The 12,408-nt window shown below is 59.7% G+C and carries 10 protein-coding genes; 3 read left to right on the top strand and 7 right to left on the bottom strand.

What is annotated here, in order from left to right:
- Positions 1-105: 105 nt before the first annotated feature.
- A complete protein-coding gene (locus tag HKK52_RS28730) occupies positions 106-831 on the top strand; it encodes a 4'-phosphopantetheinyl transferase family protein (protein WP_202027612.1) in 726 nt (241 codons plus the stop codon).
- 159 nt (positions 832-990) lie between these two features.
- Here the strand turns inward: HKK52_RS28730 and HKK52_RS28725 are convergent, their stop codons facing one another.
- Positions 991-2,601 carry an ATP-binding protein gene (locus HKK52_RS28725; protein WP_169373545.1) on the bottom strand — a complete coding sequence of 537 codons (1,611 nt, stop codon included), beginning with the start codon at positions 2,599-2,601 and terminating at the stop codon, positions 991-993.
- Entirely contained in the window at positions 2,598-3,323 is a 726-nt protein-coding gene (locus HKK52_RS28720; RefSeq protein ID WP_169373544.1) for a response regulator, read from the bottom strand. Before HKK52_RS28720 ends, HKK52_RS28725 begins: the two co-directional genes overlap by 4 nt.
- A gap of 734 nt (positions 3,324-4,057) precedes the next feature.
- On the opposite strand from HKK52_RS28720, the gene HKK52_RS28715 reads away from it, so the two are divergent.
- Positions 4,058-6,952, top strand: a complete 2,895-nt coding sequence (locus HKK52_RS28715) for a ribonucleoside-diphosphate reductase subunit alpha (protein WP_169373543.1) — start codon at positions 4,058-4,060, stop codon at positions 6,950-6,952.
- 289 nt (positions 6,953-7,241) lie between these two features.
- Here HKK52_RS28715 and flgE read toward each other — a convergent pair whose 3' ends face one another.
- From flgE to flgB, 4 genes are read right to left on the bottom strand one after another with little or no spacing between them, the layout of a single operon-like run.
- Positions 7,242-8,567 carry a flagellar hook protein FlgE gene (flgE, locus tag HKK52_RS28710; RefSeq protein WP_169373542.1) on the bottom strand — a complete coding sequence of 442 codons (1,326 nt, stop codon included), beginning with the start codon at positions 8,565-8,567 and terminating at the stop codon, positions 7,242-7,244.
- Between the two features lie 30 nt (positions 8,568-8,597).
- Positions 8,598-9,326, bottom strand: coding sequence for a flagellar hook assembly protein FlgD (gene flgD / locus HKK52_RS28705; protein ID WP_169373541.1), 729 nt, complete (start codon positions 9,324-9,326; stop codon positions 8,598-8,600).
- A 15-nt stretch (positions 9,327-9,341) separates the two neighbouring features.
- Positions 9,342-9,785, bottom strand: coding sequence for a flagellar basal body rod protein FlgC (gene flgC / locus HKK52_RS28700; protein WP_169373540.1), 444 nt, complete (start codon positions 9,783-9,785; stop codon positions 9,342-9,344).
- A gap of 3 nt (positions 9,786-9,788) precedes the next feature.
- A complete protein-coding gene (gene flgB / locus HKK52_RS28695) occupies positions 9,789-10,196 on the bottom strand; it encodes a flagellar basal body rod protein FlgB (protein ID WP_169373539.1) in 408 nt (135 codons plus the stop codon).
- Between the two features lie 294 nt (positions 10,197-10,490).
- Here flgB and HKK52_RS28690 point away from each other — a divergent pair, with 294 nt between their 5' ends.
- Positions 10,491-11,441 carry a tetratricopeptide repeat protein gene (locus tag HKK52_RS28690; protein WP_169373538.1) on the top strand — a complete coding sequence of 317 codons (951 nt, stop codon included), beginning with the start codon at positions 10,491-10,493 and terminating at the stop codon, positions 11,439-11,441.
- A gap of 111 nt (positions 11,442-11,552) precedes the next feature.
- On the opposite strand, the gene cheR is transcribed toward HKK52_RS28690, so the two are convergent.
- Complete coding sequence (gene cheR / locus HKK52_RS28685; RefSeq protein ID WP_054054816.1) at positions 11,553-12,380, bottom strand: protein-glutamate O-methyltransferase CheR; 828 nt, start codon at positions 12,378-12,380, stop codon at positions 11,553-11,555.
- Between the last annotated feature and the right edge of the window lie 28 nt (positions 12,381-12,408).

The following is a 12,408-nucleotide window of genomic DNA, read 5'->3' as shown; positions in this document are numbered from 1 at the left end:
TCGCGGATGTAACGCGGAGCGTCACTGGATGCATTCCCACGCAGAACGTGGGAACGATCGGCGTAGGGCTACCCACCGTCAACCCAACCCGGCAAAATGCCCGACATGAATCCCGCCCCCGCCCTACCCGCCTGCTGCACCCCACTCGACGCCCATTGGCCGCTGCCGTTGATGCTGCCCAATACGGTGTTGCTGAGCACGCACTTCGACACCTCGCAATTGGTCTTCGATGATTTCCAGCGCAGCGCCATCGCGCCGCCGGCGAGTATTCAGCGTTCGGTGGCCAAGCGTCAGGCGGAGTTTCTCGCCGGACGGGTCTGCGCCCGGGCGGCGTTGCAGCAACTGGAAGGGCTGAGCTTTATCCCGGCGATAGGCGAAGACCGCGCGCCGGTGTGGCCAGCGCACATCACCGGCTCGATCACCCACAGCACCGGCCGGGCCGCAGCGATTGTCGCGAACAAGGCGCACTGGCGCGGCTTGGGCATGGACCTGGAAAACCTGCTCAACCACGAAAGGGCCGAACGCCTGGCCGGGGAAATCCTCACGCCGCCGGAATTGCAGCGCATGGCTGCCGGCGGGCGCGAGCATTTGGCCCTGCTGGTCACCCTGACGTTTTCGGTGAAGGAAAGCCTGTTCAAGGCGCTGTACCCGATCGTGCAGCAGCGCTTTTATTTCGAACATGCGGAAGTGCTGGAATGGACGATGGACGGTCAGGTGCGGCTGCGGTTGCTCACTGATTTGTCCAGTGAGTGGCGTAACGGGACGGAGCTGGAGGCGCAGTTTGGGATGCAGGATGGGCAGTTGTTGAGTCTGGTCAGTCTCAAAGCCTGAAGTTCGCCGCCTGTAGCAGCTGGCGAAGCCTGCGTTCGGCTGCGAAGCAGTCGCCAAACAAGACACCGCCGTATTCCAGGTAAACCGCGTGCGCAGGATTTACGACTGCTTCGCAGCCGAACGCAGGCTTCGCCAGCTGCTACAGGTACTTGCTAAGCCTCACCGCTTCTCCTGATTGCGCGGCCAACTCAAACTGAAACACGCCCCACCCAGGCTTTTGCTCTTGCTGATCAGCGCCCGCCCGCCATGCCAATGCACGATGCGCCGCACAATCGACAACCCCAACCCATGCCCACCGGACGCACGGGTCCGGCTGTCATCAAGGCGCAAAAACGGCGTGAAGATTTTCTCCCAGGCCACTTCCGGCACGCCCGGCCCGTCATCCTCGACGTCCACCCGACAGCGCAACTGCCCGACCTGATAACTGACGGTCACCCGTGACTGCGCGTGGCGCATGGCGTTGCTGACCAGGTTCTGCAAGGCGCGATGCAGGTAGCGCGGCTCGGCTTCGACCCAGGCATCGTCGCAATCGGCGGCGGACAGGCACAACCCGCGCTGCACCGTGACTTCCGCGCGCAGCGGCGCCAACTCTTCGATCACTTGATTGACCAGCGCATCCAGATCGACCCGCTGGAAATTCAGCGCCGGCGAGCCCTGCTCCAACCGCGCGTAAGTGAGCATCTCGTCCACCAGTTTGTCGAGGTCCTCGATGTCGTGGTCCATGCCTTCGCGGTATTTCTCCAGGGCCTGGGGCGTGGTGGCCGAGCCGATCATTTCCAGGCCAAACCGCAGACGTGCCACCGGGGTGCGCAGTTCGTGGGACACCGCGCGCACCAGTTCACGTTGAATCGCCAACAACTGCTGCAAGTGCTCGGCCATGCCATTGAACGCCGAGGCCAGGCGCCCGACCGAGTCCGCACCGCGCGCCGGTACGCGGGTTTCCAGGCTGCCCTTGGCGATGCGCGTGGCGGCGGCTTCGAGACCGCGCAAACGACGCTCCAGTTGCCGCACCAACAGGTAAACGATCAAACCGATCAGCGTCAGGCTAAACGCGGCAATCAGCACCAGCCACTCCGGCGGATACGGGTTCATCTGAAACAGCGGGCCAATCTCCAGCACCCACGGCGTGCCGACCATGCCGGCAAACACCCGGATCGAATCACCGCCCTTGCCCAGCGCCATCACCGTGTCGCCTTCGGACACCCGGCGACTCTGGTCCTCGTCCATGTCCGCCTGCTCGACCTTGACCAACCGCAGGTCGAAACCAAAGCCTTTGTCTTCCTTCAATTGCGCCAGGCGTGCGGGTTGCTCGGCGACCGGGTAGCGCACCAGTTCATCTGCCAACAGATAAATAGTCGCCCGGGCCAGTTGTTCGCTGATCTGCTGCACTTCGCCGGTCAGCACCAGTTGTTCCTTGTCGCTGACCAAGCGATACACCTTCGCCGCGTGCGGCCCGGTCTGCTCGACCAAGGCCTGGCCGCGCAGCACGCGGGTGCGCTGGGTCAGGTCGAGGTCGGTCTGGGAAAAGGTTTGCAGCGCCAGCGGGATGCCCAGCAAGCGCTCCCACACCAGCAATGCACGGTGACGTTCGGTCTCGTTCATCGGTTGCAGGTTGTCGGCCATCAGCGAGAACGTGCCGTGGGCCAGGCGTTCGCGGTATTGCTCGCTGCGCACCTGGTTCAACAGATGCAGCGCCAGCACCCCGAGCACGGCCACGAGGATCAGCGCCGCGCACATGCCGCCGTAAATGCGCAGGAAAATCGAATTCACAGCGGCAGGTCTACGCAGGCTTCCGGCACGAACAGGTAGCCTTTGCTGCGCACGGTCTTGATCAGGCGTGGATGCTCCGGGTCATCGCCGATTTTCGGGCGGATGCGCGAGATGCGCACGTCGATGGAACGGTCCTGGCCGTCGTAGCCAATGCCACGCAGGGCGGTGAAGATTTCTTCCCGGGAGAGGATGCGCCCGGCGTTGGCCACCAGCAGCCACAGCAGGTCGAACTCGGCGCTGGTCAACTCGATGCCGTTGTCGTTGAGCCAGGCTTCGCGCAGCGCGTTGTCCACCACCAGCGGGCCGAATTGCAGGCGCCGGAGTTTTTCCGGGGCCACTTCCGGCGCTTCGCTGCGGCGCAACAAGGCCTGGATGCGCGCCAGCAGCAAGCGCGGGCGCACCGGTTTGCACACGTAGTCGTCGGCGCCCAGGTCGAGGCCAAGAATCTGATCGGTGTCGTCGGTGCGGGCGGTGAGCATCAGGATCGGGCCGTCGTACTTGTCGCGGACCTTGCGGCAGATGCTCAGGCCGTCTTCGCCGGGCAGCATCAGGTCGAGGATTACCAGGTCAGGCTTTTCCTTAATAATGCGCGCGGCGGCCAGGGCGCCGTTGCCTTCGATCGATACGCGCAGGCCATTGGCTTCCAGATAGTCGCGGGTCAGTTCGGCCAGACGCTGGTCGTCCTCGACAATCAATACCTGCCAGGCTTCTTGCTGCTCCACGGGTGACCTCTGCTTGCCAACAACACTAATAAGGAAGGATCCGCCCGTCTTTTTGTAATGATTGGGGAGGATAAGAATGCGTGTCTACTGGCCGATTGTATAAACGCCGCCCGCCGAGAAAACAAGTCGGCAAATGCGTTCGGACAACCGGGGATTGTGTGATAGGGTTCGCGCCCTTAAAAATCCAAATGGCTGTTTTCAATCATTGAAAACCGTTGAAAAACGGCTCGATCCAGCAGCGTCGCGGCTTACACGCTCATTCCAGGTTTCACCCACAATTTACGCACAGGTTTATCCACAGGTAGTACGTTGCAACACTCCCCAAAACGCACTATCTTGTACCCCGGCGCCAAAAAAACCCTACATGTAGGGTTTTCGGTTAAAAGGCCAACCACATTTCAGACCCGGAACTCAAGCGCTTTATTGCCTGTTTACGGTTGAACCAAGCAAGATTTTCAAAGCCCAAACCGCACAAGTGGATGGCACCGTTTTTTCAGGTCAGAGCGGCCAGAACGGTACGGGTGTTGCAGTCATAACTGGCACCCAGGAAGGAATCCGGTTTCGAGCCCAGGCTCGCCGCCAAAGACTTCGGCAAGGAAGCTGCGACATTAGCCTTTTTCCTACTGCCCAGAAGTCGTTATGCCCGATACCCGTCGGTTGTAGTGCTTCAGGACAGAACGGTGGGCACCGTGATGGTGCCCAAACAAACATAGAGAATGTGGAGACAACCCCCCATGCAAACCGACACAACTCGCGAGAACCCGCAGGGCACCTTGCCGCAGGCTGCTGATTCGTCTTCGGATCTGTCCGCCACCGCGCCTGGCCAACTGCGCGTGATCAAGCGTAACGGCACTGTCGTTCCTTACACCGATGACAAAATCACCGTCGCCATCACCAAAGCGTTTCTCGCAGTTGAGGGCGGCACCGCTGCCGCCTCGTCGCGAATCCATGACACCGTGGCCCGCCTGACCGAACAAGTCACCGCGACCTTCAAGCGTCGCATGCCTTCGGGCGGCACCATCCACATCGAAGAAATCCAGGACCAGGTCGAACTGGCCCTGATGCGTGCCGGCGAGCAGAAAGTCGCTCGCGACTACGTGATCTACCGTGACGGTCGTTCGAAAGAACGCGCGGCCCACGCACCGGTAGAAGAAACCGTCAACGCTCACCCGTCGATCCGCATCACCCGCGCCGATGGCACCTTTGCGCCTCTGGACATGGGTCGCCTGAACACCATCGTCACCGAAGCGTGCGAAGGCCTGGAAGAAGTCGACGGCGACCTGATCCAGCGCGAAACCCTGAAGAACCTGTACGACGGCGTGGCCCTGACCGACGTCAACACCGCCCTGGTGATGACCGCCCGTACCCTGGTCGAGCGTGAGCCGAACTACTCGTTCGTCACCGCCCGCCTGCTGATGGACACCCTGCGTGCCGAAGGCCTGAGCTTCCTGGAAGTCGCTGAAAGCGCGACCCACCACGAAATGGTCGACCTGTACGCCAAGGCCCTGCCTTCGTACATCGCCAAGGGTATCGAATTCGAATTGCTGAACCCGATCCTGGCCACTTTCGACCTGGAAAAACTCGGCAAGGCCATCAACCACGAGCGCGACCAGCAGTTCACGTACCTGGGCCTGCAAACCCTGTACGACCGTTACTTCATCCACAAGGACGGTATCCGCTTCGAACTGCCGCAGATTTTCTTCATGCGCGTGGCCATGGGCCTGGCGATCGAAGAGAAGAACAAGGAAGACCGTGCGATCGAGTTCTACAACCTGTTGTCGTCCTTCGACTACATGTCCTCGACCCCTACCCTGTTCAACGCCGGTACCCTGCGTCCACAGCTGTCGAGCTGCTACCTGACCACCGTGCCGGATGACCTGTCGGGCATCTACCACGCGATCCACGACAACGCCATGTTGTCGAAATTTGCTGGCGGCCTGGGCAACGACTGGACGCCGGTTCGTGCCCTGGGTTCGTACATCAAGGGCACCAACGGCAAATCCCAGGGCGTTGTTCCGTTCCTGAAAGTGGTGAACGACACTGCCGTCGCCGTTAACCAGGGTGGCAAGCGCAAAGGCGCTGTGTGTGCCTACCTGGAAACCTGGCACATGGACATCGAAGAGTTCATCGAGCTGCGCAAGAACACCGGTGATGATCGTCGTCGTACCCACGACATGAACACTGCCAACTGGATCCCTGACCTGTTCATGAAGCGCGTCTTCGATGACGGCCCGTGGACCCTGTTCTCGCCTTCCGAAGTTCCGGATCTGCACGACCTGACCGGCAAGGCCTTCGAAGAGCGTTACGAGTACTACGAAGCCCTGTCCCAGTACCCGGGCAAGATCAAGCTGTTCAAGACCATCCAGGCCAAAGACCTGTGGCGCAAAATGCTGTCCATGCTGTTTGAAACCGGCCACCCATGGCTGACCTTCAAAGACCCGTGCAACCTGCGCAGCCCGCAGCAGCACGTGGGCGTGGTCCACAGCTCGAACCTGTGCACCGAGATCACCTTGAACACCAACAAGGACGAGATTGCCGTTTGCAACCTGGGCTCGATCAACCTGCCGAACCACATCACCAACGGCAAGCTGGACACCGCCAAGCTGGAACGCACCGTGAACACCGCCGTTCGCATGCTCGATAACGTTATCGACATCAACTACTACTCGGTGCCACAAGCGAAGAACTCCAACTTCAAGCACCGTCCGGTCGGCCTGGGCATCATGGGCTTCCAGGATGCGCTGTACCTGCAGCACATTCCTTACGGCTCCGATGCAGCCGTCGAGTTCGCCGACAAATCCATGGAAGCGGTCAGCTACTACGCGATCCAGGCTTCCTGCGACCTGGCCGACGAGCGCGGCGCCTACGAGACGTTCCAGGGTTCGCTGTGGTCCAAAGGCATCCTGCCGCTGGATTCGCAACAGATCCTGATCGAGCAACGTGGCCAGAAGTACATCGACGTTGACCTGAACGAATCCCTGGACTGGGCACCGGTTCGTGCCCGTGTGCAAAAAGGCATTCGTAACTCCAACATCATGGCCATCGCACCGACCGCGACCATCGCCAACATCACTGGCGTCTCGCAGTCGATCGAACCGACCTACCAGAACCTCTACGTGAAATCGAACCTGTCGGGCGAATTCACCGTGATCAACCCGTACCTGGTTCGCGACCTGAAGGCTCGCGGTCTGTGGGACTCGGTCATGATCAACGACCTGAAGTACTACGACGGTTCGGTGCAGCAGATCGAACGCATCCCGCAAGAACTCAAAGAGCTCTACGCGACTGCCTTCGAAGTGGACACCAAGTGGATCGTTGACGCCGCCAGCCGTCGTCAGAAGTGGATCGACCAGGCGCAGTCGCTGAACCTGTACATCGCCGGCGCTTCGGGCAAGAAGCTGGACGTGACCTACCGCATGGCCTGGTACCGTGGCCTGAAAACCACTTACTACCTCCGTGCCCTGGCTGCGACCAGCACCGAGAAGTCGACCATCAACACCGGCAAGCTGAACGCTGTTTCCAGCGGCGGCAACCACGGTGACGATTCGGTCCTGGCCGCTCCGGCCGGTCCAGCTCCAGTGCCGAAGGCTTGCGCCATCGACGAGCCGGATTGCGAAGCTTGCCAATAAGCTGAGCCGGTAGGCGCCGCAAGGCGCTGACCTGAAACCCCCGATCAGTCCTCTGGATTGTCGGGGGTTTTCTTTTGGCCGTAGGAATGTGGTGGTCTCGCTGATGCCTTCGCGGGCAAGCCTCGCTCCTACAGGTTCTACGTCGTCACGTGATCGACACAAAACCTGTAGGAGCGAGGCTTGCCCGCGAAGAGGCCATCACTGCCAACACAAATCACAGCCCGGCCACAAACCCCGGGCATAAAAAAACCCCTCTTGCGAGGGGTTCTTTATGCCGCGCTATCCAGCATCAGGTCATCTGAATGATGGTCTGCATGATAGTGCTCTGGGTGGAGATGGTCTTGGCGTTCGCCTGGTAGTTGCTCTGGCCTTTGATCAAGTCGACCAGTTCATTGGTCAGGTTGACGTTGGACTCTTCCAGGGAGTTGGAGTGGATCTCGCCCAAGGTACCGGTGTTCGGCGCATCGTAGCCCGGGATACCCGACGAATAGGTTTCTTTCCAACTGGTGCCGCCTACCGGCTGCAAGCCTTGTTCGTTGGTGAAGCTGGCGAGCGAGATCTGGCCGATGGGCTTGGTCTGGCTGTTGCTGAAGTTGGCCAGCATGACACCGCTGGCGTCGATGGTCAGGTTGGTGATCTGGCCAGTGGCGTAGCCGTTCTGCGACGGAATCGAACGCGCGGTGTCAGCGTTGTACTGCGTGGTTTTGTCCATGGAGACCGTAACGATGCCGGCGGCCGCGCCGTTGGCTTTCCACGTGCCATTGGTCACGGTACCCGGAACCCAGCCTGTGACTTTCAGGTCAGGGCTGGTTGTCACGGATGGCGGAACGGTCGCTGGAATTACCGGTGTGGTCACCGAAGTCAGGTTGCCGGAGCTGTCGAAGTTCATGGTCGAAGCGACAGGAGGAGTAGCAGCATTGGTAGGGTCGCTGCCATCCGGGTTGCGACCTTCGATCAGGGTGTAGGTCTTCCAGGTGTTGTCACCCGTCTTGACCATGTACTGATCCATGATGTGCTGGTTACCCTGGGCATCGTAAATCGGCGTACTGAACTGCTTGGAGAAGGACCCGTCCTTGGACGGGTCAAACGGATTGGTCGTCTGGTTGACGATGGGATCTGAAGAGTTCAGGTTGATCGTCGACGAAACTGTGCTGGTGGTTTTCGGCGCCAGGTTCGAAGTATCGATGCGCAGGTCAGTCAAAACGCCATTGAGGACCTTGCCATTGGCATCCACGCCATAACCCTGCAGACGCGCAGAACCATCGCTATTGGTGACGTAACCGTCCTTGTCGACCTTGAACGTACCGGCACGGGTATAGGACATCGAACCATTATCGCTCAGCACGAAGAAGCCGGAACCGTTGATGCCCATGTCCAGCACGTTGCCGGTGTTATTGACGTCGCCCTGGGTGAACTGCTGTGAAACGTTGGCCAGGCGCACACCATTACCGATGGTTTTGCTGCCGGAACCCAGCTTGGTAGCCGAGTAAACGTCTTCGAATTCTGCACGGGACGATTTGAAACCGGTGGTCGCGACGTTGGCGATGTTGTTGCCGGTCACGTCCAGTTGTTTGTTGGCTGCATAGAGACCGCTAAGGCCGATATTGAAAGACATATTCCACTCCTTTGTGCCGGTTAGTCGGCTCTATATACCAATGGTTTGAACTTTGGACAGGGCGACCGAGCCCAGGCCTGCGAGGTTGAGCATCAGCTCGCCGCCCGTCTGGCTGAGGGTCACGCTGTTGACCGTGGCCGGCAGGTACACCGCCAGATCCGTCGCCTTGCCGTCGACCGGCGCGCTGGCCTTGACGGTGTAAGTGCCGACAGGAACGACAGCGCCGCTCGAATCCTTGCCATCCCACGTGAAGCTGGCGCTGCCTGCCGCCCGGGAGCCCAGGTCAATGGTCCTGATTGCTTTGCCGTCTTTGTCAGTAATGGTCACGGTGCCGCTGGCGATCGACGAAGTCAGGTTCACCGAACCGGTCACCGGTTTGGTCGGATCATCGACCTTCACAGAGTTGGTCTGCACGATCACGGAACGCCCGACCAGGGACGAAGCCTGCAAGGCTTGCGACGAGCTGTAGTTGCCGGCAATCGAGCTGACCGTGTCGTTAAGCGTGGTGATGCCTTCCAGGCTGCTGAACTGCGCCAACTGCGCCACGAACGCGCTGTTGTCCTGCGGATCAAGCGGGTTCTGGTTTTTGAGCTGGGTCACCAGCAACTGCAGGAATGCATCCTTGCCCAGCTTCTGGCTGCCGGTCGCGCTGTTGGTCGCAGAGGCAATGCCGTCACCGGAGGAACTGCTGGACTTCACCGACGAGTTCGCCAGGATGTCTTTCATGCTGATGGTGCTGGTGGTATCGGAAACACTCATCTGAATCGCCCCTTATCACTGACCGAGGGTCAGGACCTTTTGCATCATGGTTTTGGCGGTGTTCATCATTTCGGCGTTGGTCTGGAACGAACGGCTCGCGGAAATCATGTCGGCCATTTCTTCAACCACGTTGACGTTCGGGTAGTAGACGTAGCCCTTGGCATCGGCGGCCGGATGGCTCGGCTCGTAGCGCGCTTCCAGGTTGCTCTGGTCCTCGACCACGCCCAGCACTTGCACGCCTTGACCGGCGGCGTCCTGGTTCTGGAACAGCGAATCGCTGCCGCCGGCCTGGCCGTCCTGGAACATGGTGGCGAATACCGGGTGACGGGCGCGATAGGTCTGGTCGATGCTCGACGAGACGGTTTCGGCGTTGGCGATGTTCGAGGCAACGGTGTTCAGGCGAGTGGTCTGGGCACTCATGCCGCTACCGGCGATGTTGAAAACACTGGCGAGGGACATGATTTACTCTCCGCGCAGGGCTGAAACCAGCCCTTTGAATTTGCTGTTGAGCAGGGTGAAGCTGGCCTGGAAGCCGACGGCGTTTTCCGCATAGTTCGACTGTTCCAGTTGCGCGTCCACGGTGTTCTGGTCGATCGACGGCTGCATCGGCGTGCGATACAGCAGCGACTCGTCGCCATTGCCCAGGCCTTCGGCTTCGATATGACGGCTGTTGGTCATGTTCAAGGCGAAAGAACCGCTCTTGGTTTTCTCGTTCTGCGCGGCAAGCACTTTGGAGAAGTCCAGATCCCGAGCCTTGTAGTTCGGGGTGTCGGCGTTGGCGATGTTGTTGGCCAGGACTTCGGCACGCTGGGCGCGGAAGCCCAGGGCTTGTTCGTGGATACCGAGCGCTTTATCGAAGCTGATGCTCATGTCGGGAAACCTTCGGGTGACCTGATTTTTCGTAACATGAACATAGCAAGTGGCGTGCCAATTCAAAAAACCCCATAAACCGGGGCTTTGCGGGCATCGGCAAGGCGGCAATGCCAGAAAAGCGGCAACGGGTTTCCGCCGCCTGCCGCTTTTCTGCCGCTTGTCCCCGGGAGGTACGCCTCAGGTACTGGCCGCAAAATCGGCAGGCCTTCCATAAATATGTACCGCTTCTGGCCACGGCCCCCCCGATAGCCTGTGTGGGTAACGCCATTTCCACCCACACAGGTACTGAACATGCATATCCACACCGATGTGTTTACTTCGCTACACACGTTGATCACGTCAATCCACTCGCTGGTGTCGCCGCTGACCGATCCGCAACGGGCTGCCAAAACACGGGGACTGGAGCGGTACCGTCTGCGCGAATACCTGGACGCTGAAAGCGACCTGACGGTCGCGGCCACGGCCGGTGATGCCGAATCACAATATGCCCTGGGCGAAATTTTTCGACGCCGCGAGGGCAACACCAGCGGCACGGCTAAAAAGTGGTACGAACTGGCCGGCGCGCAGGATCACGTCTATTCGTTGATGCGCCTGGGCGATGCCGGCTCTCTGGAGAAAGCCTCGAAACTGGCCCGCGAGCGCGCCGAGATTGGCGACAGCGACGCCATGCTGCAAATGTATGAACTGACCGAGGATATCGTCTGGCTGAAAAAGGCTAACGTGGCAGGCAATGGGGAGGCGATCTACATCCAGACCCTGCTCTACGAAAACGACGAGTCCCTCAGGCCCGCCGATTCGAAGTGGGACAGCCTGCGTGACATCATGCTGAGAAAGTCCGCCCGGGCCGGCTTCCCTCCGGCGATGACCTGGTTGAGCAATCTCAAGCCCATGTACCGGAACATCCCGTATCAGCAGTATTGGTTGTTGAAACGGCTGGAACACAACGATCTCAACGCCGTGCTCACCTATAGCTACGCGCTGATGCACTACTTCGATACCGAAGAGGGTCTCGACCGTTTCAACTTCCGTTTTGACTTCACCAAGGGCTTGGGCCTGCTATGGCTGGTGGTCAACAACACTCGGGAATATTTCAGGCATCGTGAAGCCGCCAACCTGCTGGCCACGCTGACCAGCCGATCCACACCCGAACAAATCGAAGCCGGCAAGGCGTTTGCCAGGGAATGGAAAGACGCCCATCCGCCGCTGTCGGCCTACGCACTGACCTACAGCGACCTGAAATAATCCCGGCTGCCGCCATGAGCGTGGCTTGTGCCCCAAAACAAAAAAATGCCAGTCAGCGCGGCTGACTGGCATTACGTTGAGAGCGAGGGTTTTCTTTACACCGCCGGCCAATCACTTGGCCTGGTAGATGATCCCCGGGCTGCACTGGACCATCTGGTAGTGATCCGGCAAACCGTTCAGCGCCTCGGAAGCACCAAGGAACAAATAACCGCCCGGCTTCAACGTGCTGTGAATGCGCAACAGGATGTCCTTCTTCACCTCGGCGGAGAAGTAGATCAGCACGTTGCGGCAGAACACGATGTCGAACTTGCCCAACGCTGCGTAGCTGTCCAGCAGGTTGAACGAGCGAAACTCCACCCGGCTCTTGATCGGCGCCTTGATCGCCCAACGGCCCGGCCCTTTCGGGTCGAAGAAACGCTGAAGGCGCTCGGGCGACAGACCGCGACCGATCGCCAGGCTGTCGTACTCGCCGGTCTTGCAGTTGGTCAGCATGGTGCCGGACAAGTCGGTGGCAACGATCTGCACCCCCATCTTCAGCTGGCCCATGTTGGTCCGCTCGAACTCGTCGATCGACATCGACAGCGAATACGGTTCCTGGCCCGACGAGCAGGCCGCCGACCAGATGCGCAGGCGTTGACCGGGCGCCGCCTTGATGGCTTCGGGCAGCACCTTGTTCTTCAAGACTTCAAACGGATAGGTGTCACGAAACCACAGGGTTTCGTTAGTCGTCATGGCATCCACCACCATCTCGCGCAAACCACTGCGCGGCTGGGTCTGGATGCGCTGGACCAGCTCACCCAGGGACTTGATGCCCTGCTGTTCCATCAGTTTGTTGAGACGGCTCGAAACCAGGTACTGCTTGTTTTCACCGAGCAAAATGCCACAGGCTTTCTCCAGGAAGACCCGGAACTGTTCGAAATCCAAATTACCTGTAGACAAAGATACCGCCTCTTAAATCGTGTTGACC

It is taken from the genome of Pseudomonas sp. ADAK2 (assembly GCF_012935755.1).
Lineage (GTDB): Bacteria > Pseudomonadota > Gammaproteobacteria > Pseudomonadales > Pseudomonadaceae > Aquipseudomonas.
This window is presented reverse-complemented; position numbering and strand designations above follow the sequence as displayed.

Coding starts and splice junctions, on each gene's coding strand:
- HKK52_RS28730 (WP_202027612.1), top strand. CDS start 106: ATGAATCCCGCCCCCGCCCTACCCGCCTGCTGCACCCCACTCGACGCC.
- HKK52_RS28715 (WP_169373543.1), top strand. CDS start 4,058: ATGCAAACCGACACAACTCGCGAGAACCCGCAGGGCACCTTGCCGCAG.
- flgE (WP_169373542.1), bottom strand. CDS start 8,567: ATGTCTTTCAATATCGGCCTTAGCGGTCTCTATGCAGCCAACAAACAA.
- flgD (WP_169373541.1), bottom strand. CDS start 9,326: ATGAGTGTTTCCGATACCACCAGCACCATCAGCATGAAAGACATCCTG.
- flgC (WP_169373540.1), bottom strand. CDS start 9,785: ATGTCCCTCGCCAGTGTTTTCAACATCGCCGGTAGCGGCATGAGTGCC.
- flgB (WP_169373539.1), bottom strand. CDS start 10,196: ATGAGCATCAGCTTCGATAAAGCGCTCGGTATCCACGAACAAGCCCTG.
- HKK52_RS28690 (WP_169373538.1), top strand. CDS start 10,491: ATGCATATCCACACCGATGTGTTTACTTCGCTACACACGTTGATCACG.